The following is a 23,562-nucleotide window of genomic DNA, read 5'->3' on the forward strand; positions in this document are numbered from 1 at the left end:
GTTTTTAACTGATGGGTTCCATTGGTAAGGCTTGTAATACCAGCTGCCATAACTACAATATTTATAGCAGGGTTATATTAAAGTAAATATAAAAACGGTTGTTGATTTAAAAATAGAAAGGATCAAACCTGTTGAATAAAGATTAGAAGCGGCTATTATTTTTTTAAAATTAATCGCTTTTTCATTTTTCTTGAGTTATACTTGAATTAAGACAGAAAATAAAGGTTAAACATTAGGAGGGAGAGAGATGAAAAGACTAATAATATTAACTATGATATTGGGGACAATGTCTACTATGGCAATGGCAGGTGCGAAGGGCGGCCGGGAAGGGCAGCTTAGTTTTATTCCTAAGATCTCTATGGGGAAAGATGTCGGATCAAATGATATAGATGGAGAATTTAGGGGATTAAATGCAGACATATTATATGGTGTAACTAAGAACTTTGAGATGGGTGTAAATATAGCCTGGGTTCCATATGGTATAGATATAGGAGATACTACAGGGATAAAAAGTTATGACGATACTTTAGATGCCTTTGGGTTGATGGGTGTAATGAGATACAGCTTTAATCAATTGGATCTATTGACTCCCTATGTCAGTGCCAAGGGTGGATGGATGTTCGGGGATGCAAAAATAGTGGGACAAAATAATGTAACTGAAAAAGTAGAAGGAAAGTGGGCAGCAGGAGTAGCAGCAGGGTTAGAATATAAAAATGTTAATCTAGAGATAGGATATCAAATAACAGAGTTTGAAGAATCTATCGAATCTACTTTAGCTGAAGGAACTTTTCAAGAAAAATTGGTTTATGTATCTCTAGGGTATAGGTTTGAATAATAGCTTAAATAAAAAAGGAGAAAATTCAATTGAATTTTCTCCTTTTAATATTAAGAAAGATATAAAGTTATTTAAAATTCAAACTCCACAAAAATCTTAATTGTAATTATTTCCCTTCAAAATGTCTTTCTAATAAACCTTTGAAAGCTTTTCCATGTCTAGCTTCATCTTTAGCCATCTCATGTACTGTATCGTGGATTGCATCAAATCCTAATTGCTTAGCTCTCTTAGCTAATTCAAATTTACCAGATGTAGCACCGTATTCAGCTGCAACTCTTAATCTTAAGTTTTCTTCAGATGAATCTGTTACTACTTCTCCTAATAATTCAGCAAATTTAGCTGCATGTTCTGCTTCTTCAAATGCAATTCTTTTATATGCTTCAGCAACTTCAGGATATCCTTCTCTGTCTGCAACTCTTGACATTGCTAAGTACATCCCAACTTCTGTACATTCTCCTGCAAAGTTAGCTTTTAATCCTTCAATGATCTCTGCATCTCCACAAGCTAATCCTTCTCCTAACTTATGTTCAGTTGCCCACTCTTCAGTAGCGCTCTCATCATAAGCTACGAATTTATCTTTTCCAGCTTTACATACTGGACAGACTTCAACGTTTGAATCTAATACTTCTCCACATACTGTACATCTTACTTTTGCCATCTTTAACCACTCCCTGTATATATTTTTTATTTAAACTTCACAACTTTGTATTGATTACAAAAGTATAATAACTTGTTTACCAGATAATGTCAACAATTATTTTATAGGAATCAAAAGATAGTAGATCGAGTCAGGATTATCTATACCCAGGTATGATTCATCATAGAGTTCAAAGGAATTAATCCCTCTTTCCATATCTGGGGTAATCTCTCCTCCTACCATTGTAAAGGTAAATACATCGGTATAAAATTTTTCTATTGTTTTATCATTCATAATTCCCTTGGAACTAAATTTAGCATATTTTCCACCGGGGATAGTTATTTCTTTTTTTGTGAACTCTTTTAAAATAGGAGTATTTATATCAGCACAAGCTGAATAATCAAACTCCTGGGTAGTTATATCGAAATTTTTAGAGACTCCATAGAGAGCTCCAGCAGCTTTATAATCAATGGATTCAACAAAGGTCATCCATAGGTTATTGATAAGACCTTCTTTTTTATTTGTTGTTGTAATATGCTTTTCAATACCAAAACATTTTTGTTCCTTAAATTCTACATTTTCAAATTTCATCCTGCCTCCTAATTAACTATATATATTAAAATATCTTTCATTATAAATATACTCCCATTTATAAAAAATACCAAGAATAAATATTTTTGACAATTTAAAAGTTAGATGGTAAACTTTTTATATAGGGTATTGGGGTATATTTCTAAAGTGAAAAATTAACCGATTTATATTCCTGCACGATTTTAAATGTTGGTTAGATCTCAAAGGATTAGAACCTTCGTATTAAAAAATGATTTTTTAATTAATTATAAATTATTGATTTTATATTGGGCCAAAAGGTCTTCAAGGAGTGAGGAAGATGAAAACTATGGTACTAAAATTAACAGGCTTAGGGTGTGGAAAGTGTAAGAAGAAAGTGGAAGGAATCGCAAATAATATAGATGGTGTAAGTAAAGGAGTAGTAGATTTAGAAGCATCTGCTCTAACTATTGACTTTGAGAGTGAAATTTTAGTTGATTTTGACCATCTGAAAAAAGAGATAATAAATGCAGGCTATGGAGTTTTGGAACAGGGAAAAAATAAGGAAGAAAATAATGAGTTACATACTATAAAAAATAGTGAGAGTGTTGGGTCTGAAAAAGAGCAATCTATAATAGAAAATAAAGTTTTAGTAACTGAAATTATTGAGATAGGAGGGATTACCTGCCAGGCATGTGTGAGGACTATTGAGACGAAGACAGGAAAGTTAGCCGGAGTAGAAAAGGCAGATATAAATTTTTTAACGAGTAAATTAGAGATAGTTTTTGATTCTACAAAGGTAAATCTGGATACCATAAAGAAAACAATTGAATATGCAGGATATGAGGTTATAGAGGAAGGTTTCATAGAAGATATAACTCTAAAGATCGAAGGGATGACCTGCCAGTCGTGTGTTAGGAGTATAGAGGTAAACCTGGGGAAGGAACAAGGTGTCGATGAAGTTGTAGTAAATTTAACCACAGAAAAAATGAGGATAAAATTTAATAAAAAGGAGATAAAATTATCTCAGATTAGAAAAAAAGTAGAGGCTTTGGGATTTAAAGCCGTAAAGGATGAGAAAGATCCGGGTTTTGATAAGAAAAAATTAGAGTTGAAGAAAAAATGGTATGAATTGATGGGAATGCTTTTTTTTGGAGGGGTAATACTGTATATAGCAATGGGATCTATGTTGGGAGCCTCTCTGCCTGGAATTATTGATCTGGATAAAAACCCAATGAATTTTGCACTTATTCAGCTATTATTTACAATACCGGTAGTTTATTTAGGAAAAAGATTTTATTTGGTAGGATTCAAAGTTTTATTCAGGAACCCCAATATGGACAGCTTGATAGCCATTGGTACAGGAGCAGCTATATTGTACAGTCTATATGGAACCCTTGAAATCTATATGGGGAATCTAACCATGGCTCACCATCTATACTATGAATCAGCAGTGGTGATATTAGCTCTTATCTCTTTGGGAAAATATTTAGAGGATGTAAGTAAGGGTAAAACCTCGGAAGCTATTAAAAAACTAGGAAGTTTAAGACCTAAAATGGCAGCTCTAATGAAAGATGGAGAGATCATAGAGGTAGAAGTAGAAGAGGTAGAAGTAGGGGATATTGTACTGGTTAAACCTGGAGAAAAAATTCCTGTAGATGGGGTTGTTATAAACGGTCAAACCAGTGTAGATGAATCTATGCTGACTGGTGAGAGTATACCTGTGAAAAAAAGGGCAGGAGATAGGGTAGTGGGAGCAAGTATAAATAAAAATGGAAGTATCCAGATAGAAACAAAGGCTACAGGAGAGGATACGACCCTGTCCCATATAATAAAATTAGTAGAGGATGCCCAAGGATCTAAAGCTCCGATTGCCAGAATGGCAGATATAATATCAGGATATTTTGTACCTGTGGTTATAGTAATTGCAATGGTTTCATCAACTCTATGGTATTTAGCAGGAAAATTAGGATGGATAGAGTTAAATAACGATCCAAGTATATTTGCTCTAACTATATTTATAGCGGTATTAGTTATAGCTTGTCCATGTTCTTTAGGACTTGCAACTCCTACAGCTATTATGGTAGGAACTGGTATGGGAGCTAAAAACGGGATACTAATAAAAGGTGGGGAAGCATTGGAAACTACCCATAAGCTGGATTATATAATTTTTGATAAAACAGGAACTATTACCCTTGGAAAGCCTAAAGTAACGGATATAGTGGAATCTGAGAAAGACGGAGTAATAGATAAGCAAAGATTGTTGCAGCTGGCTGGATCTCTTGAAACCCATTCTGAACATCCTCTGGGAGATGCCATAGTAGAGGAAGTAAAGGCAAGAGGGATGAAACTTTTAGAGGTAAGTGGATTTAATTCAGTAACAGGAATGGGAATAGCAGGAGTAGTAGAGGAAAAGGCCATCTTGGTTGGAAATGAAAAATTGATGGTAAAAAATAATATAGAAGTGTCGCCTGAGGATAAAGAGAGGATAGATCAGCTGGCTAAACAAGGGAAGACGCCTATGATGGTTGCTATAGAGGGAAAATTCAGCGGGATAATAGCAGTGGCTGATCCAATAAAGGAAAGCAGCAGAAAAGCTATTCAAAATTTAAAAGATATGGGAATCCAGGTAGCTATGATAACTGGAGATAATAAAAAAACAGCAGATGCAATAGGGGAACAGGTAGGAATAGACATGGTGTTGTCTGAAGTGATGCCAGAGGATAAGATAGAAGAGGTAAAAAAATTACAGGAGCAGGAATATAGAGTAGGGATGGTAGGAGACGGGATAAATGATGCTCCTGCACTAGCTCAGGCAAATATAGGAATAGGAATAGCTTCTGGAACAGATGTGGCTATGGAGTCAGCGGATATAGTACTTATGAAAAGTGACTTAAAGGATGTGGCTGTGGCCATCGAACTCAGTCGTGCTACCATTAAAAATATTAAGCAGAATTTATTTTGGGCATTTGGATATAATACTTTAGGGATACCGGTAGCAGCAGGACTACTCTATATATTTGGCGGACCATTACTAAATCCAATGATAGCAGGAGCAGCCATGGCAATGAGTTCAGTTTCTGTAGTGAGTAATGCACTCCGATTAAAATTGTTTAAAAGTAAATACTAGATTGTGATAAGGGGATATATTTTCTTTGGAAAGGCTAAAGGGCGTTTTTTAGAGGAGATAATAAATTTTAAATGTGAGGGGACCATAAAAGGAGGGGATGAGATGTCAACATGCTGTGCAGATAAGAAGTCACACCATAATGAGGAGTTAAAGAAAAAATTAAAAAATAGATTAAACAGGATCGAGGGGCAGGTCAGAGGGATAAATAAGATGGTAGAAGAGGATATATATTGTGATGATATCTTGACTCAGATATCTTCTATAAGGAGCGCTCTCAGCGGAACGGCCAACCTCTTACTGGAAGCTCATATGAAGTCATGTATGATTGAGCAGCTGTCTGAGGGGAAAACAGAGGTTATAGATGAACTGCTGGTAACTATAAAAAAGATGATGAAATAGGGATAAATATATTGAAAGGCTGAGTAATTAATTTTACTTGGTCTTTTTTATATTATTTAATCCCTTGATAATATTAGGAAATTAACATATAATTTTAGTAATAAACTACAAGCATTTTAGGAGAAATTTATGATATTGATGATAGATAATTATGACTCCTTTACCTATAATCTGGTTCAATATTTAAATGAATTAGGGGAAGAGGTAAGGGTGTATAGAAACGATGAAATAAGTCTGGATAAAGTCAGAGAATTAAACCCTGATATGATAGTGATATCTCCCGGGCCTAAAACACCAGATGAGGCAGGAATAAGTATAGAAGTAATAAAGAAATTCTATAAAACTATACCTATATTAGGAATTTGTCTGGGACACCAATCTTTGATTCAGATATTAGGTGGAGAAATAATAAAAGCTAAAACACCAGTCCATGGGAAGGTAGAAGAGATACCTCATATTGGAAGAGGAGTTTTTAAAGGCCTTAAAAATCCAATAAAGGTGACAAGGTATCACTCCCTTATAGCCGACAGTAATAAATTACCCGAAGAGTTGATGATTACAGCAGAAACTGTAGATGGTGAGATAATGGGAGTAAGGCATAAAAAATATCTTTTGGAGGGAGTGCAGTTCCACCCGGAAGCTCTCTTAACAGAGTGTGGACATGAGATGCTGGCTAATTTTTTGGCAGAAGCAAAAGAGAGGAAGACTTTAAATTAGGAGAATATCGATGAAGAGAGCGAAAATAATAGAGTTTAAAAGTGATTTAACTAGTATGGAGTTATTTGAAGCTGTTAAAAAAAATGGAAACTATCCGTTTTTTTTGGATAGCGGAATGGATAGTAAAAAATTAGGAAGATATTCATTTATAGGTGTAGATCCATTTTTAATGATAAAGTCAGAAGGAAAGAGAGTAAGTTTAGAGGAAGACGGGAAGACAAGAACAATAGATGGGAACCCCCTGGATATTTTACAGGAGAAATTAGACCTGTATAAGATCGAGAGGGAGGAGATCCCCTTTGTAGGTGGAGGAGTAGGTTATTTTTCCTATGAATTATCCCACTTAATGGAAAAACTACCAAATACAGTGAATAAAGAAGTGGATATTCCTGAAATGGTAATGGGTTTTTATGACGGGATCATAATAATAGATCATAAAGATGATAAAAAATATATAGGGGCAATAGGATTTAAAGAAAATATAGAGGAAATAATAAAAAAAACAGAAAATAGTATAAAAGAATATGAAAATAAATCAAAAATAGAAGAAAGAGAAAAAAAGATTCTAAAGAATAGAGAGATAAGTTCTAATATGACAGAGGATTATTATCTGTCATCTATAAAAAAATTAAAGGACTACATCTATTCTGGAGATATCTATCAGGTTAACTTCACCCAGAGATTTGAGTGTGATTTTGAAGGAAATTCCAATGAGTTATATAAAAATTTAAAATCGATAAACCCGGCTCCATTTGCTGCATATTTAGATTTTGGAGAGGGAGAAATAATATCCAGCTCCCCGGAAAGATTTATAAAACTGACTGATAGGACTATAGAAACCAGGCCTATGAAGGGAACTAGACCCCGTGGAAAATCCGAAGCAGAAGATAAAAAATTGAAGGAAGAACTAGTAAACAGTGAAAAAGACAGAGCTGAACTCCTAATGATAGTAGACCTTATGAGAAATGATATCAGCAGGGTGGCTGAAACAGGAAGTGTAAAGGTAACAGAGTTATTTCATCTGGAAGAATATGCCACTGTATTACAGATGGTAGCCACAATACAGGGGAAATTAAAGGATGAATTATCGGCAGTAGACATAATTAAAGCAACATTTCCAGGGGGCTCTATCACAGGCGCTCCTAAAATAAGAGCTATGGAGATAATAGATGAACTGGAAACAACAACCAGGAATATATATACCGGGAGTATCGGATATCTAGGATTTGATGGAAATATGGATCTGAATATTGCCATCAGAACAATAGTTTTAAAGGATAAGAAAGCATATTTTCAAGTAGGAGGAGGGGTCGTCTGGGATTCAGACCCCCACGAAGAATATGAAGAAAGCCTGGTAAAGGGCAGGGCATTGGTGAAGGCATTAAACATAACTTAGGAGTTGAGTATGATGAATTACATAATTTCAAATAATAAATTTATATCATCAGATGAGTTTAAAATGGATATAGAAGATGGTTTGCTATATGGATATGGGGTTTTCGAGACAATTTTATTAAAAGACAAGAAATTAATTTATTTAGAAGAGCACTATAACCGATTGATTAAAGCTGTTAAAAGACTTAAGATAAATATGGATCTTAATTTTGAGAAATTAAGCCTGTATTTAAACCTTTATATCCAAAAAAACTCCTTAGAAAATTCTGTTTTGAGGGTAACTGTCCTTAAAAACTCAGACTCCTTTGATATACTGGTGACTCACAGGGAAAATAAATATAAGAGCTCAAAATATAGAGAGGGATTTAAGATGGAAATATCTGAATTTAAAAGAAATCCCAACTCTATCATATCTGGTATTAAATCTGTTAATTATCTAGAAAATATATATGCCCTTAGGGAAGCTAAAAACATTGGCAGTGATGAAGTGTTATTTTTAGACTGTAAAAACTATATATCTGAAGGGGCAACTTCTAATATATTTTTTATCAAAGATGGAATGATTCATACACCTACAAAGGAATGCGGTCTGTTAAAGGGGATAATCAGGGAAAAACTTATAGAGATTATAGATAAAAATAAACATTTAGAGTTGAAGCAGGGATTTTTTTCACTAAAAAAACTATTGGAAGCAGATGAGGTGTTTTTGACCAATTCTATAATGGGAATTATGCCGGTATCAAAGATAGACCACACAACTTATGATTTAAAAAAATATCGTATAACGGATCTATTGGCAGAGGAACTTAGAAAATATTAAATTTTAAGGAAAAGATAGACTAAAGATGAGAAACTCTGAAAATAAATAAGATACTAGGAGGCATAAGATGAAAATACGTAGAAAAATAACGGTATTAATAGGAATACTGCTTATAGCAATAGTTTCTGTTGCCAGAGTAGACACAGAAAAGAAAGAACAGATGAATAAGGTATTATCGGATATATCTTTTTCTCTGGAAACAACTCACTATAAAGATTTAGATATAGATGATCAATTTTCTAAAAATGTATTAAAAAATTATCTGGATACATTGGATTACAACCATCAATATTTCACCCAGGCTGAGGTCGATGAAATTTATAAAAAATGGGGAAACCAATTAGATGATGACTTTCTAAATGGGAATTCCAGAGCAGCTTTTGAGATCTATGATGTCTATAAAGAGGCTGTAGAAAGGGTAAATAAATATCAGACTAAATTATTGAAAAACCCTAAAAGTTTAGATTTCACTCTGGATGAAAAGTTAGTTTATGACAGGGAAGATGAGCCATATTTTGTGACAAAAAAAGAATATGAAAGCCACTGGAAGAAGATGTTGAAATCATCGATTCTATCTCTAGAGGACTACGAAGAACTGACATATGAAGAGAGTATTGTTAGGATGAAAAGCAGGATGGAGACAAGAAAAAAATTGTTGGAGAAGAAAACTACAGATGATATATATTCATATTTTGTAAATGCTTTTTTAAAGGAATATGATCCTCATACAACCTATCTTTCTGCCAAGGAAATAGTGGATTTTAATATGAGTATGAAGCTGCAGCTTTCAGGGATAGGAGCGGTACTCACTGGGGAAAAGGGATTTATCAAGGTTGTAAAAATTATGCCTGACGGACCTGCTGCAAAGGGAAAGGAACTCCAGCCTGAGGACAAAATAATAGCCGTAGCCACAGATGGGAAGACATTTGAAGATATAATGGACTGGCCCCTGGGAGATGCAGTAAACCTTATTAGAGGGAAAGAGGGAACAACTGTAAAATTAAGGGTAATTCCAAGCGGGAGTAAAACAGCAAAAGAATATACTTTTGTAAGGGAAAATGTGAAATTAGAGGATAAGGGAGCCAGATATTTCATAAAGGAAGCTAAATCCAAGAACTCAAACTATAAGATAGGAGTAATCAATCTGCCTTCATTTTATATGGATTTTGATGCATATAGTAAGGGGGATAAAGATTATAAGAGTACTACCAGAGATGTAAAAAAAATTATTGAAAAATTAAATAAGGAAAATATAGATGGGCTGATCATAGACCTTAGAAATAATGGCGGAGGATCTCTCAGTGAAGTGAATAACCTTATGGGATTATTTATACCCTATGGTCCTGTAGTCCAGGTAAAGGAAGGAGGTCGTGTAAGTTATTTAGGGGACAGCGACATGACAACTTATTTTGATAAACCGGTAGTAGTAATGGTAAACAGACTCAGTGCATCTGCATCTGAAATTTTTGCAGCAGCAATGCAGGATTATGGACGTGGACTAATTGTAGGAACTCCTACTTTTGGAAAGGGAACAGTACAGACTATAAAACAGTTAGATCTTGGAGAGTTAAAATATACAAATGGTAAATTTTATCGTATAGATGGTGGCAGTACACAGCATAAAGGGGTAACGCCGGACATCTTATTTCCTCCTACATATGACAGTGCAGAGGTAGGGGAGAGTTCACTGGATAACCCACTCCCGTGGGATGAGGTAGACTCTCTGATAAATGGAGAAAATAGTAAAAATAACAATAAACTAAAAGAATATTTATCTAAAAAACATAAGGAAAGGATAGCTAGTAATCCCGACTTTATCTATAATATCAAAAGGTATGGTATTATCGAGGAGATAACAAAGGATAAAGAGGTATCTTTGAATAGAACAGTCAGAAAGATGGAAACTAAGGAATTAGAAGATAAATGGCTTAAAATAACTAATGAGAAGATGGTGGCTAAGAATGAACCACAACTTAAGGATTATAAAGCCTTGGAAGATTATAATAGAGGTAGAGCTAAAAAAGATGAACTTGAACTACTAAAAAAAGACGGTGAAATTATAGAAACTGTTAAGATATTAGCAGATGAGTTAGCCATAGGAAGAAAAAAATAAAAATTAAAAGCCTGAGTTTTGTATCTTACAAAACTCAGGCTTTTAAAATAAAAAAATACCAATAAATTACTATACAGTTACCGTTAGAAAAAACTTAGAATAAAATTAAAAAAAACTTAGAATATTTTTTTTAGAACTATTAACTCCAATAAAATAGGGAAGTATACTTAGTTTGTAAGATACAGATGAGGGGGGATTTTATGACAACAGTTACGGGAAAAAAAGAAGGACATCCAAAGGGATTTTGGTTGATGTGTTTCACTATTTTATGGGAAAGATTTAGTTATTATGGAATGACAGCTATATTGGTCTTATTTTTTACAGCAAACTTAACTCAGGGTGGGTTGGGGATGGACGTAAAAACTGCCACATCTCTTTTTGGTTTTTTTACTGGATTTATCTACTTAACACCAATAATTGGAGGGTGGCTGGCAGATAATTATTTAGGACAGCAAAAATGTATATTTATAGGGTGTGTGCTCATAGGAGTAGGAGATCTGATTTTATTTGGAAGTCAGAGCCAGACATCATTATACATTGCTTTGATAACTATAATAATAGGAAATGGTTTTTTTAAAGCCAGCGGAACTAATATTATAGGGAATTTATATCCTAAAGAGGATACAGCCAGGAAAGATGCCGCTTATAGTTTACAATATACGGCAGTTAATTTGGGAGCATTTTTAGCACCTTTAATAATAGGTTTAGTTGCGGATAATTTATTTTCTGTAGTTGGAGCAGATGGAACTATTATATTTTATGGGTATAAAGTAGCTTTTGCATTTTGTGGAGGAGGAATATTACTGGGTGCTTTTGTATTTAAGATGCTGGCTCCAGAATATCTGAAAGAAGTTGGGAGAGATCCTATAGCTCACAGCCATAAAAATAAAGATGGGAAGGTTATTAAGGAACCTTTAACAAAAGGTGAGAAAGATAAAGTATACGCTCTATTAATAATATGTGTTTTTGTGACAGTGTTTTGGACAGCCTTTAACCAATCTTATACCTCTTTTGCCCTTTACGCAAGGGATTTTGTAGACAGAGGTGTTGGAGGGTTCGATATACCTGTACCCTGGTTTACATCACTTAATTCAATTTTATGTGTGACAATAGCTCCTGTATTGGGGATTATTTGGATTAAATTATCCAAAACAAAAAGAGGGGACTTGTCTATTCCAGTAAAGATGTCTCTTGGGATGCTCCTTATGTCTTTAGGTTTTGGAATTATGGTTCTCTCTGTATTATCGACTAATGGAACTTCGGATCCTAGTGTCAAAGCTGGGTTGATATTTATAACAGGAACTTATTTTTTCAATACTGTAGGAGAACTTTGTTTATCTCCAGTAGGAAATGCCATGGTAAATAGGCTGGCTCCGGCTAAATATGCTACTTTATTTATGGGAATGTGGTTTTTAACAAACTTTTTTGCCAGTATATTCTCCGGTATAATAGCAGGATTTACTCAAAATTTTGGATTTTCTACAATATTTAGTGGAATAGGAATTTTGTTATTTATAATGTCAGTTTCATTGTTTAGTTTAAGAAAACCTCTTCTTCGATTGATGGGAGAGGAAAAAAGAGAAGCTGTATTGAAAAAAGCATAAGAAAAAAGGTGTTTTCCTCAAAGTGGGAAAACACCTTTTTTAATTAATAAAATATACCGCTGGAAAGATATCTCTCTCCAGTATCCATAATAAGAGTTAAGATTTTTTTTCCTTTATTCTCAGGACGTTTAGCCAGGTTTAAAGCTGTAGCTAAGTTTGCCCCAGAAGAAACTCCTCCTAAGATTCCCTCCTCCTTTGCTAACCTGTTAGTGATCTCCTGAGCCTCTTCATAGGAGATAGTAGCTATCTCATCCATAACAGAAGAATCAAATGTAGAAGGGATAAATCCGGCACTCATACCCATTCCCTGGATATCATGGGGACCAGTAACTCCTGTAGAGATGAATGGAGCTCTCATAGGTTCCACAGCAACAGTATAAATATCCTTATTTTTTTCCTTTAAATATTTTGAGACACCTGAAAAACTTCCACCGGTTCCTGTCCCACAGACAAAGATGTCCAATTCATCCTTAAAAGTTTCCCAAATCTCAGTTCCAGTAGAGTTGTAGTGTGCCATAGGATTAGCCGGGTTTGAAAATTGATCAGGAGCAAAACTGTTTGGATGTTGTTTCATTAGATCATCGAGTTTGCATAAACAGCCTTTCATCCCTTGAGACCCGTCAGTTAGAACCAATTCAGCACCATAGGCTTTTAAAAGCTGTCTTCTCTCTACACTTACACAGTCAGGCATGACAATGATCAGCTTATATCCTTTTACAGCACAGACCATAGCAAGGCCGATTCCTGTGTTTCCACTAGTTGATTCGATAATTGTATCCCCTTTTTTTAGCTGCCCATTTTTTTCGGCTTCCTCTATCATATTTAGAGCTACTCTATCCTTTACAGAACCGGCAGGGTTAAAAGATTCTAATTTAATATAGATATCTGCATGGGTATCGTTGATATTATTTATTTTTAAAATTGGAGTTCTTCCAACAGTTTCTAAGATGTTATTTAATATTTTCATTTTTATCCACCTCTATTAGTTATTTGATAATTCTCCTAATAGTATAACATCTATATATAGAACATTAAAGCAACAAAAATAATTATTTTTTGTTCCATTGATTCATTGTAAAACCATGTAAATTAGGTTATTATATATTATAAAGTGTTCTAATAAGATGAATTTTAAAAGAGCGGGGGATAAATATGAAAAAAATAAGAGTTACTATCCCAAAGTATATGGGGGATATACTAAAATATGATGCTGTAGAATTTGGTGTAAGTAAAAATTATCTGTTAAATTATTTAGTAAAAAATTACAGCCTGTTAAAGGGGAAAAATATACCTGTATTTGAGGGAGAGAAGGAAATTGTTCAGTTTAATTTAAATAAGGAAAATGAGGATTTTTATACAGAGATATATAACAGAAGTGAATTTGAAACAGAAGCTTCCCTTATAAGGACTTTAATATATGGGTATATATCCCAGTCTAAGGTTATAAGGGAAAGATTTATATTTGAAAAATTAATAGGAAAGATCCAAAGGGGGATAAAAGAGAAAAAAAAGATAAAGATTAAGTTTGAAACAGCTGAAAAAATTGTAAGTCCATATAATGTTTTATATTCTAGTATGGAAGTGAGTAATTATTTATTTTGTTATTCAGAGGAAGACGAAATTTACAGAAACTATAGATTATGTAATATAAAATATGTATATATATTGGATGAAAAGAGACATAAAGGAGATACAGAGTATCTGGGGAAGGTCAGAGGAGATTTTGACCCATTTCTATCCTATGGAATGTCAGTTGTGATAAGATTAAGTGACAGGGGGCAGGAAAAATACGATAGGATAAAAACCAATAGACCTAAATTAATAGAAAAGTTAGATGACAGGTGGATAGTAGAGGGGTCAGAGGAGAAGATAAAGAGATACTTTGCCTATTTCATGAGTGATGTGGAGATAATATCTCCTGGAAGCTTAAGAGAATGGTTTTCTGCTGAAGCTAAAAAGATAGTAAAAATGTATAAAGGTTAAAAGTATGAAGTTGAATTTTTGGTTACTTTTCTACATTCTAATTATTTTTATTTAAGGATAGAAATAAATTAGGAGCTCGTATATCGAAAAAAGTAATAAGAAGTTTTTTATTAGAATTAATTAATGGTAAGATGAAATAAAATAGCGGTAATTATATATTTATAAATTTGAAAGAATAAAATGGAGGAATAAGATGAAATTTGGTAAAAATATGATTGTAGAGATAGTGAATATAGAAAATGGAGTAAAATTAATAGTAGGAGGAGTAAAGAGTGGAATATCCATCACTCCTACAGATTTTGGAATGGATCTTCACAGGAGAAAGATGGAGGGGGTCACTGTTGATCCCAGGGAAGAGATCGATGTATTACAGGGAATAAAGGATGAGGTTACTACAGGAGAGAATATTATTTTTGAATATCTATATGGAGATGAGTTGTCAGCTGTGGTTTTAGCCGGAACCATAGCAAAGAAACATATACCGTATGAATTAAACGCATTAGCTGTAGAAATAGGTGGGATAAATACAGCAGAACAAAATAAGGATTATATAACCATTGCTATCCAAAAAATGTTAGGGACAAATGATTCAATAGGAGGAGTAGTAGAGTGTGTTCTACCTTATAATTTGGATCTTAATCCTATTAAAGGTGAGTTTTCGTGGGTTATCCACAGCCTTATGGAGGAGGTTAGTGCTATTGAATTCGGGAATGGTGTAAAGGACAGCCGGTCAAGTGCAAAGGATTATGAACTGAGTAAAAATAAGATACAGGTAACTTTTGGACCTCACATGAAAAATATGAATAAAATACCATGTTTAGCAGGTGTAAGAGATGTAATAATAGATTCAGTTTTAGCAGTAGTTCTATTATAGAATAAAAAATTCAAAAACAGGTCAACCTATAAGAAAAATGAAAAACAAGTATATATATAATAAATGTTTATCATTAAATAAGGTGGAAAATTAAAACGGCAAAATTGTTGCAATGTGTTTTTTTAGCAAACAAATTGAAATATATGTGGTCAAACAACTGTTGTATTAGAATTGTATTAGAAAATTTAATTTTAATCAAATACCAACCATATACTAAGTGAATAATTAGTATATATTGGTATTTTTTTTTTGAATGTTTTCACATATTGTATTTTTTTTTGAAATTGATTAGAATGGTTTCATAAAGAAGTAAATTAAATAAAACTAAAAACAATTTTTGGAGGTCAAAAATGAAAAATGGAAAGACTATAGTAATCGGAGTAATTGGATCGGACTGTCATGCAGTTGGAAATAAGATCATTGACCATGTATTAACACAACAAGGGTTTAATGTAATCAATGTAGGAGTTATTTCACCACAAGAAGATTTCATAAACGCAGCAGTAGAAACTGATGCAGATGCAATCATCATCTCTTCATTATATGGCCATGGAGAATTAGATTGTCAAGGATTTAAAGAAAAATGTAATGAAGCTGGATTACAAGATGTTAAATTATATGTTGGTGGAAACATCGTAGTAGGAAAGCAAGTTTGGGAAGATGTAAACAAAAGATTCTTAGACATGGGATTCGACAGAGTATACAAACCAGGAACACCTATTGAAGTTACAGCTGAAGATATCAAAAAAGATTTAGGAATGATTAAATAGTAAAATAAGAAAAATGATGCACTATAAAAATTAGGAGTGGTAGAAATGAATGCCTACTTATTGATTGACTTTGGAAGTACCTATACTAAATTAACAGCCGTTGATGTAGAGACTGAAGAGATATTGGCTACTGCTAAAGACATAACTACAATTGAAGATGACATAATGATCGGCTTTGAAAAAGCATATCAAAAACTTAGATTATGTATAGAGGAAAAGAATATAACATTTGAGGATATTAATTTTATAAAAAAAATAGCTTGTTCTTCGGCTGCCGGTGGATTGAAGATGTATGCAATAGGTCTTGTACCTGAGCTTACAGCAGATGCTGCTAAAAAAGCTGCCCTAGGTGCAGGAGCTAGAGTTATGAAAACTTATTCTTATGAATTAAATCATAGTGAAATTAAAGAGATAAAAAATTCAGATGCCGATATATTATTGTTAGCAGGCGGAACAGATGGCGGAAATAAAAAATGTATCATACACAATGCTAAATTAATAGCAGAAGTAAAGATAAAGATACCTGTATTATTAGCTGGAAATAAGAGTGCTAACGACGAAATTATAGAGATATTTGATGATGCAAATATAGATTATATAGTAACAGAAAATGTTATGCCAAAATTAAATAAGATAAATGAAAAACCAACAAGGGAAGCTATAAGAAAGATATTTATGACAAGGATAGTAGAAGCTAAAGGGATGAAAAATGCCGAAGAATTTATATCTGGAATACTTATGCCTACCCCAGCAGCTGTATTAAAAGCTGCAGAAGTACTTGCTCTTGGTAGTGATGATGAAGAAGGGTTAGGAAACTTAATGGTTGTAGATATCGGTGGTGCTACAACAGATATCCATTCATTGGCAGAGGGGGACCCTAGTAATGCAGGTGTAATCCCAAAAGGGCTGGAAGAGCCTTTTGCTAAAAGAACTGTAGAAGGAGATCTCGGTATGAGATACTCTGCACTATCACTATTAGAAGCAGCAGGAACAAAGAAAATAAGAAAATATCTGCATGATGATCATAAAGAAATTGATGTAAAAGCTCACTGTAACCACAGACATGAAAATATTATGATGGTTCCACAAACACCGGAAGAAATATTTTTCGATGAAGGGATGGCAGGAGCAGGAACTGAAATTGCAATGATAAGACACTGTGGATGGTTAGAAAGTGTATTTACTCCAATGGGAGTAATGTACTACCAACATGGAAAAGACCTTTTAGATGTCAAATATGTAATTGGAACAGGTGGAGTATTGGTTCATAGTGAAAACCCTAGAAACATATTGAGAGCAGGGGAGTTTAATAAAGAGCAGCCTATACACCTACTACCTAGATCACCAAATTATTTAATTGACAGCACATATATATTGTCTGCTATGGGACTCCTTGCAGGAGAAAAACCGGATATGGCAGTAAGAATAATGAAAAAATATCTTGAGAGAGTTAATTAGGAGGATAATATTAATGAATATTAAAAATAAAAAGTGGACAGAGGAAGAATTTTTTAAAGTAAGAGAGGAAGTTTTAAAGCAATGGCCTACAGGTGAAGAGGTAGACCTAGCTGAAGGTGTTCAATACTTAAAGGAATTACCTGATCATAAAAACTTCGCTAAAAAGTTATGGACAGCTAAGCAAGAGGGAAAAACATTAGCACAGCCAAGAGCCGGAGTAGCATTATTAAATGAACATATAGAATTATTAAACTTCCTATCTAAAGAAGGTGGAGCAGATTTATTACCATCAACTATAGATTCATACACTAGATTAAACAGATATGAAGAGTGTGAAAGAGGAATTAAAGAGTCAGAAAAAGCAGGAAGATCATTATTAAATGGTTTCCCAGGTGTAAACTATGGAGTGAAAGGTTGTAAAAGAGTATTAGAATCAGTTGACAAGCCTTTACAAGTAAGACACGGAACTCCTGATGCAAGATTATTAGCTGAGATCACAATGTCTTCTGGATGGACTTCATATGAAGGTGGAGGAATTTCTTATAACTTACCATATGCTAAATCAGTATCTATGGAAAGAACAATAAGAGACTGGCAATATATAGATAGATTAGTAGGATGGTATGAAGAGCAAGGAGTTTCTATCAATAGAGAACCTTACGGACCATTAACAGGAACATTAGTTCCAGTATCAATCTCAAATGCAGTACAGTTAATAGAGTGTTTATTAGCAGCAGAACAAGGTGTTAAGAGTATCACTTTAGGATACGGGCAATGTGGAAACTTAGTTCAAGACGTAGCAGCTATCAGAACATTACAAGAGTTAGCTGAAGAATACTGTGAAAAATTAGGATATGAAAATATGCAATTAACTACAGTTTTCCATCAATGGATGGGTGGATTCCCAGAAGATGAATCTAAAGCTTATGGTGTAATCTCAAACGGTGCATGTGCAGCTAGATTATCTGGAGCGACAAAAGTAATCGTAAAGACTACTCATGAAGCTATTGGAATCCCTACAAAGGAAGCTAATGCCAACGCTATAAAAGCAACTAAGATGGTATTAAACTTATTAGATGGTCAAACATTACCTGATTCTGAAGAATTAGATAAAGAGATCAAGCAAGTAAAAGCAGAGATCAAGTGTATCATGGATAAGGTATATGACCTTGGAAATGGAGACTTAGCTCTTGGTACAATCGAAGCAGTTAAACAAGGTGTAATTGATATTCCATTCGCACCAGCTAAGATAAACTTAGGAAAGATGTTACCAGCTAGAGATAATCAAGGTAGAATTAGATATTTAGAGTGTGGAAATATTCCATTCACAGATGAGATCAAAGCGTTCAATAAAGCTGAATTACAAAAAAGAGCAGATTTCGAAGGAAGAGAGATTGGATTCCAAATGACAGTAGATGACATATTTGCAGTAGGAAAAGGAAACTTAATCGGAAGACCGGAAAAAAACTAATAAAAGACCAAATAATAAATAGATAACAAAATTTTTAATGAAAAGGTAGATTTATAGTCTGCCTTTTCTTGAAAAAAAGGGGAGAGTGAAAGTCACAAAAATACACATACATAGAATTAAAAGGGGGAAAAAATGCAAGTATTTCAAATGGACAATATAGCGACATTATTTATGGCCGTTATAGTATTATTAGTAGGTAGATTTGTAAGGAGTAAAGTTGGGGTATTGAGAAGATTCTTTATACCGGTACCAGTTATTGGGGGAGTTATTTTTGCAATACTAACTCTAATTGGTCACTATACGAATACCTTCGAATTTAGCTTTGACGGCACATTAAAAAGCTTATTTATGATAGCGTTCTTTACAACTATTGGATTCATGGCTAGTTTTAAACTGTTAGCTAAGGGTGGAGTACAAGTTGTAATATTCTTAGTAGCAGCGACAACTTTAGTAATTCTTCAAGATATAGTTGGGATATCACTGGCTAAGGTCTTTGGATTACCGCCATTATTTGGTTTAGCAGCAGGATCGATACCGCTTACAGGTGGACATGGAACTTCAGGTGCGTTCGGACCGTTATTAGAACAGGCAGGAGCAGCAGGAGCTACAGCAGTTGCAATAGCATCGGCTACCTATGGTTTAGTTGCAGGATGTCTAATTGGTGGACCAATTGGAAAAAGACTTATGACTAAGTTTAACTTGAAACCAAATGAGGAATTATTAAAGGAAGAACATGCTGACATAACAGATGAAGATCAATCAGTAGATGTTACAGAACATACATTCTTCAATGCAGCTACAGTTATTATTATTTCAATGGGAATAGGATCAGTATTAGTAGGATGGTTAAAGACAGTAGGAATTACTTTACCTATCTATATCGGTCCAATGTTAGTAGCAGCAGTTATCAGAAACATATCAGATTCAATGAAGAAAGAATTAAATCATAAAGAGATCACTATTATTGGAAATACTTCATTATCATTATTCCTGGCTATGGCACTTATGTCTATGAGATTATGGGATTTAGCGGCTTTAGCAGTACCATTAGTAACTATATTATTAGTACAAACTGTATTAATGGGAGCATTTGCATACTTTATTACATTTAATGTAATGGGTAGAGATTATGACGCAGCAGTAATGGCTTGTGGTCATTGTGGATTTGGAATGGGTGCTACACCAAATGCAATAGCAAACATGGAATCATTTACAGCAGCAAACTATCCATCATTTAAAGCGTTCTTCGTAATACCATTAGTAGGGGCATTATTTATTGACTTTGCCAATGCATCGATAATCACTTTCTTCATGAATATGTTTGGATAAACCTATTAAAATTTTATTAAAAATAGTATAATTTTTATACAATAAAAATTATAATATTAGGAGATAGGATTTATGATAGATAAAAGAGCAATAGGGATATTTGATTCTGGGGTAGGAGGACTGACTGTTTTAAAAGAGATAGAAAAAAACTTACCCCATGAAGATTTAATATATTTTGGAGATAATTTAAGAGCTCCTTATGGATCGAGAGATCCTGAAGAAATCTCAAAATTTTGTCTCAACATAGGTAAATTTTTAGAAAGTCTGGATATCAAACTTTTGGTAATAGCCTGTAATACAGCTACAGTAGTGTGTCTAAAGGAATTACAGGAAAAGATATCGGTTCCTACAATAGGAGTAATAGCCTATGGGACAAGAGAGGCACTGGAATTAACCAAAACAAATAAAATAGGTATTCTCTCTACACCGCTTACGGCAGAAGTAGATGCTTATAAAAATGAAGCCCAAAGGATAAACGATGAGGTAGAGGTCTATCAGATCGGGTGTGAACCACTCGTTCCAATGATCGAATCCGGATGGGAAGATACAAAAGAAAATCAAGCATTAATAAGATCCTATGTGGATCTCTTGCCCACGGAAATAGATGTTGTGGTATTTGGATGTACCCACTATCCTATTATAGAGGAATACTTTATAAGGGAACTAAAGGGGAAAAAGATTGTAGATCCAGCCAAAGAAACAGCATTAGAGGTAGAGGAACTCCTAAAAAAGCTAAAACTCTTAAATAAAAGAGATTCAAAAGGGAAAGTTTCTTTTTACACCTCGGGCAACATCAATAAATTTAAAAAGATAGCAGAAAAAATATTGGGGCGGCCCATAGAAAAAATCAAACAGGCATTAAATTAAATTAATCGAATATAAAAGGAGATGTATCACATGAAAATTATTGATATCATTTGTTCAGCAGGAAAGACAGGATTTTATTTTGACGACCAAAGAGCTATAAAAGCAGGAGCAGGTCACGATGGGTTTGATTACGTAGGACAACCAGTTACAGACGGATTTTCAAGAATCAGACAAGCAGGAGAATCTATCTCTGTAATGTTTATCTTAGAAGACGGACAAGTAGCTCATGGAGATTGTGCAGCAGTACAATATTCTGGTGCAGGTGGAAGAGATCCTTTATTCTTAGCATCTGACTTTATCCCAGTTATCAAAAACGAAATCGCTCCAAAATTAATTGGAAGAGATGTAAATGAATTCAGACCATTAGCTGAAGAGATAGATACAATGGAATTAAATGGAAAAAGATTACATACAGCTATCAGATATGGATTAACTCAAGCTATCTTAGATTCAGCTGCTAAAGCAAACAAGATAACTATGGCAGAAGTAGTAAAGAATGAATATACAACTGACGTAGCAATCAAAAGATTACCATTATTCACTCAATCTGGAGACGACAGAAAGAACAATGCAGACAAGATGATCATCAAAGGTGCAGACATCATGCCACATGCATTAATCAACCATGTTGAAACTAAATTAGGTAAAGACGGGTCTATCTTAAAAGATTACGTAAAATGGTTAAGCGACAGAGTATTAAAATTAAGAGAATCTGAAGATTATATGCCTATATTCCACATCGATGTATATGGAACTATCGGAGTAGCATTTAATCAAGATATCCAAAAGCAAGCTGACTACTTAGCTACATTAGAAGAAGCAGCAAAGCCATTCCACTTAAGAATCGAAGGTCCTATGGACGTTGAAGAAAGAGAAGCACAAGTTGAAGCGTTATCAGCTCTAACTGCTGAATTAGACAAAAGAGGAATCAACGTAGAATTAGTTGCTGACGAATGGTGTAACACATTAGAGGATATTAAATTATTCGCTGATAAAAAAGCAGGACATGTAGTACAAATTAAAACTCCAGACTTAGGAGGAGTAAACAATATAGCAGAGGCAGTTTTATACTGTAATGAAAAAGGAATCGGATCTTATGTTGGTGGAACTTGTAACGAAACTAACAGATCAGCTGAAGTAACTACAAATATAGCAATGGCTTGTGGAGCATTACAAGTATTAGCTAAACCAGGAATGGGTGTAGACGAAGGTATCATGATCGTAGGAAACGAGATGAACAGAGTAGAAGCATTAGTTAATAGCAGAAAATAATTAAAAGTTTTAAGATTAAAGGTAGTTTTTAAAACTACCTTTTTCTTAGTTTTTAATAGATGGAGTAAATTACAATTGGATATGAAAATAAAACTTGAAATCCCATTTCTTGGTGATAAAATTTCAGGTATTAAAATATAGAGGTGAAAATAATGAAAATATTAAAACCAGCTAAGGCAGGGACATTAGAATCAAATGATATCTCAATAATGTTGATGCCAGGGACTAATGGTATAGAGATAGAGTTAGAAAGTATTGTAGAAAAACAGTTTGGAACAGAGATAAGAACTTTAATAGAAAACAGTTTAAAGGAATTAGGAGTAGAAGATGCTACGATAAAGGCTATCGACAAGGGAGCTCTTGACTACACAATAAAGGCCAGAATTGAAACAGCAGTAACTAGGGCAGGTGAGATGTAATGTTAAGAAGAAGTATGCTATTTATGCCGGGAAATAACCCAGGGATGTTACAGACAGCTGAAGTTTTTGGATCGGATTCAGTTATATTGGATTTAGAGGATGCTGTATCATTAGGAGAAAAAGACGCAGCCAGGATCTTAATAAAGGGAGCACTGAAGACTTTTAACTATGGAACTACAGAAGTAGTAATAAGAATAAATCCATTTTCAACTCCATATGCACTAGAAGATATAGATGTAATGGCTAGACTTAAGCCAAACGCTATCTTACTGCCTAAGGCAACACCTGAAGATATGAAACTATTAGATGAGATGTTGACAAAGATAGAAAAGGAAGAGGGATTCGAGGAAGGGTCTATCAGAATTCATGCATTGGTTGAGACTACATATGGTGTAGAAACTGTCTATGAAACAATCCAAATGAGTAACAGAGTAGATTCAGTTTGTTTAGGTGGAGAGGACCTGGCAGCTGATTTAGGAGTTGCAAGAACAAAAGATTCAGAAGAATTATTTTATGCTAGAACAAAGGTAGTAAATGCTTGTAAGGCATTAAAAATAGATGCAATAGATACACCATTTACAGACACCAACGATGAAGCAGGTCTATTGGCTGATACAATTCATGCAAAAAAATTAGGATTTACAGGGAAATTATCTATAAATCCTAGACAAATAAATACAATACATAAAGTATATTCTCCTACAGCTGATGAAATTTCATGGGCTAACAGAGTGATGTATGCTAAGGATGAAGCAGAAAAAGAGGGATTAGGAGTATTTTCTTTAGATGGAAAGATGATAGATGCACCTATTATAAGTAGAGCTATGAACACATTGAATACAGCTAGGGTAATAGGATTAATAAAATAAACTCTTCCTTTTTATAGGATTTTCATGATTATCTAATAAATTTTAATATTC

21 protein-coding genes are annotated in these 23,562 nt (G+C 33.9%); 18 read left to right on the top strand and 3 right to left on the bottom strand.

Annotated elements, in window-relative coordinates; genetic code table 11:
* Nucleotides 1-247 precede the first annotated feature (247 nt).
* Complete coding sequence (locus NRK67_10920) at nt 248-835, top strand: porin family protein (GenBank protein UUV17800.1); 588 nt, start codon at nt 248-250, stop codon at nt 833-835.
* A gap of 106 nt (nt 836-941) precedes the next feature.
* Here NRK67_10920 and NRK67_10925 read toward each other — a convergent pair whose 3' ends face one another.
* A complete protein-coding gene (locus tag NRK67_10925) occupies nt 942-1,493 on the bottom strand; it encodes an NADH peroxidase (protein UUV17801.1) in 552 nt (183 codons plus the stop codon).
* Between the two features lie 96 nt (nt 1,494-1,589).
* Entirely contained in the window at nt 1,590-2,063 is a 474-nt protein-coding gene (locus NRK67_10930; protein UUV17802.1) for a GyrI-like domain-containing protein, read from the bottom strand.
* 298 nt (nt 2,064-2,361) lie between these two features.
* On the opposite strand from NRK67_10930, the gene NRK67_10935 reads away from it, so the two are divergent.
* From NRK67_10935 to NRK67_10965, 7 genes are all read left to right on the top strand, one after another.
* Nucleotides 2,362-5,151 carry a heavy metal translocating P-type ATPase gene (locus NRK67_10935; GenBank protein UUV17803.1) on the top strand — a complete coding sequence of 930 codons (2,790 nt, stop codon included), beginning with the start codon at nt 2,362-2,364 and terminating at the stop codon, nt 5,149-5,151.
* Between the two features lie 102 nt (nt 5,152-5,253).
* A complete protein-coding gene (locus NRK67_10940) occupies nt 5,254-5,550 on the top strand; it encodes a metal-sensitive transcriptional regulator (GenBank protein UUV17804.1) in 297 nt (98 codons plus the stop codon).
* A 129-nt stretch (nt 5,551-5,679) separates the two neighbouring features.
* A complete protein-coding gene (locus tag NRK67_10945; GenBank protein ID UUV17805.1) occupies nt 5,680-6,267 on the top strand; it encodes an aminodeoxychorismate/anthranilate synthase component II in 588 nt (195 codons plus the stop codon).
* 10 nt (nt 6,268-6,277) lie between these two features.
* Nucleotides 6,278-7,663 (top strand): aminodeoxychorismate synthase component I, encoded by a 1,386-nt coding sequence (gene pabB / locus NRK67_10950; GenBank protein ID UUV17806.1) that lies wholly within the window; start codon nt 6,278-6,280, stop codon nt 7,661-7,663.
* A gap of 9 nt (nt 7,664-7,672) precedes the next feature.
* Nucleotides 7,673-8,482 carry an aminotransferase class IV gene (locus tag NRK67_10955; protein UUV17807.1) on the top strand — a complete coding sequence of 270 codons (810 nt, stop codon included), beginning with the start codon at nt 7,673-7,675 and terminating at the stop codon, nt 8,480-8,482.
* A 67-nt stretch (nt 8,483-8,549) separates the two neighbouring features.
* Nucleotides 8,550-10,595, top strand: coding sequence for a carboxy terminal-processing peptidase (locus NRK67_10960; protein ID UUV17808.1), 2,046 nt, complete (start codon nt 8,550-8,552; stop codon nt 10,593-10,595).
* Between the two features lie 200 nt (nt 10,596-10,795).
* Nucleotides 10,796-12,199: a peptide MFS transporter gene (locus NRK67_10965; GenBank protein UUV17809.1), complete on the top strand. Its 1,404-nt coding sequence runs from the start codon at nt 10,796-10,798 to the stop codon at nt 12,197-12,199.
* 43 nt (nt 12,200-12,242) lie between these two features.
* Here NRK67_10965 and cysK read toward each other — a convergent pair whose 3' ends face one another.
* Complete coding sequence (gene cysK / locus NRK67_10970) at nt 12,243-13,166, bottom strand: cysteine synthase A (protein UUV17810.1); 924 nt, start codon at nt 13,164-13,166, stop codon at nt 12,243-12,245.
* A 185-nt stretch (nt 13,167-13,351) separates the two neighbouring features.
* Between cysK and NRK67_10975 the strand changes: the two genes are divergently transcribed.
* The 10 genes from NRK67_10975 (at nt 13,352) to NRK67_11020 (ending at nt 23,511) form a co-directional block, all read left to right on the top strand.
* Nucleotides 13,352-14,182, top strand: a complete 831-nt coding sequence (locus NRK67_10975) for a WYL domain-containing protein (GenBank protein ID UUV17811.1) — start codon at nt 13,352-13,354, stop codon at nt 14,180-14,182.
* Nucleotides 14,183-14,375: 193 nt separating this feature from the next.
* Nucleotides 14,376-15,056: a hypothetical protein gene (locus tag NRK67_10980; protein ID UUV17812.1), complete on the top strand. Its 681-nt coding sequence runs from the start codon at nt 14,376-14,378 to the stop codon at nt 15,054-15,056.
* 350 nt (nt 15,057-15,406) lie between these two features.
* The gene (gene glmS / locus NRK67_10985) at nt 15,407-15,826 is read left to right on the top strand and encodes a methylaspartate mutase subunit S (GenBank protein UUV17813.1); all 420 of its coding nucleotides are present in this window, start codon (nt 15,407-15,409) and stop codon (nt 15,824-15,826) included.
* A 45-nt stretch (nt 15,827-15,871) separates the two neighbouring features.
* Nucleotides 15,872-17,284, top strand: a complete 1,413-nt coding sequence (glmL, locus tag NRK67_10990) for a methylaspartate mutase accessory protein GlmL (GenBank protein ID UUV17814.1) — start codon at nt 15,872-15,874, stop codon at nt 17,282-17,284.
* Between the two features lie 13 nt (nt 17,285-17,297).
* Nucleotides 17,298-18,755: a methylaspartate mutase subunit E gene (locus NRK67_10995; protein UUV17815.1), complete on the top strand. Its 1,458-nt coding sequence runs from the start codon at nt 17,298-17,300 to the stop codon at nt 18,753-18,755.
* Nucleotides 18,756-18,887: 132 nt separating this feature from the next.
* Entirely contained in the window at nt 18,888-20,084 is a 1,197-nt protein-coding gene (gltS, locus tag NRK67_11000; GenBank protein ID UUV17816.1) for a sodium/glutamate symporter, read from the top strand.
* A 72-nt stretch (nt 20,085-20,156) separates the two neighbouring features.
* Complete coding sequence (gene murI, locus NRK67_11005) at nt 20,157-20,951, top strand: glutamate racemase (GenBank protein ID UUV17817.1); 795 nt, start codon at nt 20,157-20,159, stop codon at nt 20,949-20,951.
* A gap of 30 nt (nt 20,952-20,981) precedes the next feature.
* A complete protein-coding gene (locus tag NRK67_11010) occupies nt 20,982-22,223 on the top strand; it encodes a methylaspartate ammonia-lyase (GenBank protein ID UUV17818.1) in 1,242 nt (413 codons plus the stop codon).
* A 152-nt stretch (nt 22,224-22,375) separates the two neighbouring features.
* Nucleotides 22,376-22,642 (top strand): citrate lyase acyl carrier protein, encoded by a 267-nt coding sequence (gene citD, locus NRK67_11015; protein ID UUV17819.1) that lies wholly within the window; start codon nt 22,376-22,378, stop codon nt 22,640-22,642.
* A complete protein-coding gene (locus NRK67_11020) occupies nt 22,642-23,511 on the top strand; it encodes a CoA ester lyase (GenBank protein UUV17820.1) in 870 nt (289 codons plus the stop codon). Before citD ends, NRK67_11020 begins: the two co-directional genes overlap by 1 nt.
* Nucleotides 23,512-23,562 lie beyond the last annotated feature (51 nt).

This window comes from Fusobacteria bacterium ZRK30, from assembly GCA_024628785.1.
In the GTDB taxonomy this organism is placed as follows: domain Bacteria; phylum Fusobacteriota; class Fusobacteriia; order Fusobacteriales; family Fusobacteriaceae; genus Psychrilyobacter.

Bases quoted from the DNA above. Each gene is read 5' to 3' on its own strand.
- NRK67_10920 (UUV17800.1), top strand. From the start codon at position 248: ATGAAAAGACTAATAATATTAACTATGATATTGGGGACAATGTCTACT.
- NRK67_10925 (UUV17801.1), bottom strand. From the start codon at position 1,493: ATGGCAAAAGTAAGATGTACAGTATGTGGAGAAGTATTAGATTCAAAC.
- NRK67_10930 (UUV17802.1), bottom strand. From the start codon at position 2,063: ATGAAATTTGAAAATGTAGAATTTAAGGAACAAAAATGTTTTGGTATT.
- NRK67_10935 (UUV17803.1), top strand. From the start codon at position 2,362: ATGAAAACTATGGTACTAAAATTAACAGGCTTAGGGTGTGGAAAGTGT.
- NRK67_10940 (UUV17804.1), top strand. From the start codon at position 5,254: ATGTCAACATGCTGTGCAGATAAGAAGTCACACCATAATGAGGAGTTA.
- NRK67_10945 (UUV17805.1), top strand. From the start codon at position 5,680: ATGATATTGATGATAGATAATTATGACTCCTTTACCTATAATCTGGTT.
- pabB (UUV17806.1), top strand. From the start codon at position 6,278: ATGAAGAGAGCGAAAATAATAGAGTTTAAAAGTGATTTAACTAGTATG.
- NRK67_10955 (UUV17807.1), top strand. From the start codon at position 7,673: ATGATGAATTACATAATTTCAAATAATAAATTTATATCATCAGATGAG.
- NRK67_10960 (UUV17808.1), top strand. From the start codon at position 8,550: ATGAAAATACGTAGAAAAATAACGGTATTAATAGGAATACTGCTTATA.
- NRK67_10965 (UUV17809.1), top strand. From the start codon at position 10,796: ATGACAACAGTTACGGGAAAAAAAGAAGGACATCCAAAGGGATTTTGG.
- cysK (UUV17810.1), bottom strand. From the start codon at position 13,166: ATGAAAATATTAAATAACATCTTAGAAACTGTTGGAAGAACTCCAATT.
- NRK67_10975 (UUV17811.1), top strand. From the start codon at position 13,352: ATGAAAAAAATAAGAGTTACTATCCCAAAGTATATGGGGGATATACTA.
- NRK67_10980 (UUV17812.1), top strand. From the start codon at position 14,376: ATGAAATTTGGTAAAAATATGATTGTAGAGATAGTGAATATAGAAAAT.
- glmS (UUV17813.1), top strand. From the start codon at position 15,407: ATGAAAAATGGAAAGACTATAGTAATCGGAGTAATTGGATCGGACTGT.
- glmL (UUV17814.1), top strand. From the start codon at position 15,872: ATGAATGCCTACTTATTGATTGACTTTGGAAGTACCTATACTAAATTA.
- NRK67_10995 (UUV17815.1), top strand. From the start codon at position 17,298: ATGAATATTAAAAATAAAAAGTGGACAGAGGAAGAATTTTTTAAAGTA.
- gltS (UUV17816.1), top strand. From the start codon at position 18,888: ATGCAAGTATTTCAAATGGACAATATAGCGACATTATTTATGGCCGTT.
- murI (UUV17817.1), top strand. From the start codon at position 20,157: ATGATAGATAAAAGAGCAATAGGGATATTTGATTCTGGGGTAGGAGGA.
- NRK67_11010 (UUV17818.1), top strand. From the start codon at position 20,982: ATGAAAATTATTGATATCATTTGTTCAGCAGGAAAGACAGGATTTTAT.
- citD (UUV17819.1), top strand. From the start codon at position 22,376: ATGAAAATATTAAAACCAGCTAAGGCAGGGACATTAGAATCAAATGAT.
- NRK67_11020 (UUV17820.1), top strand. From the start codon at position 22,642: ATGTTAAGAAGAAGTATGCTATTTATGCCGGGAAATAACCCAGGGATG.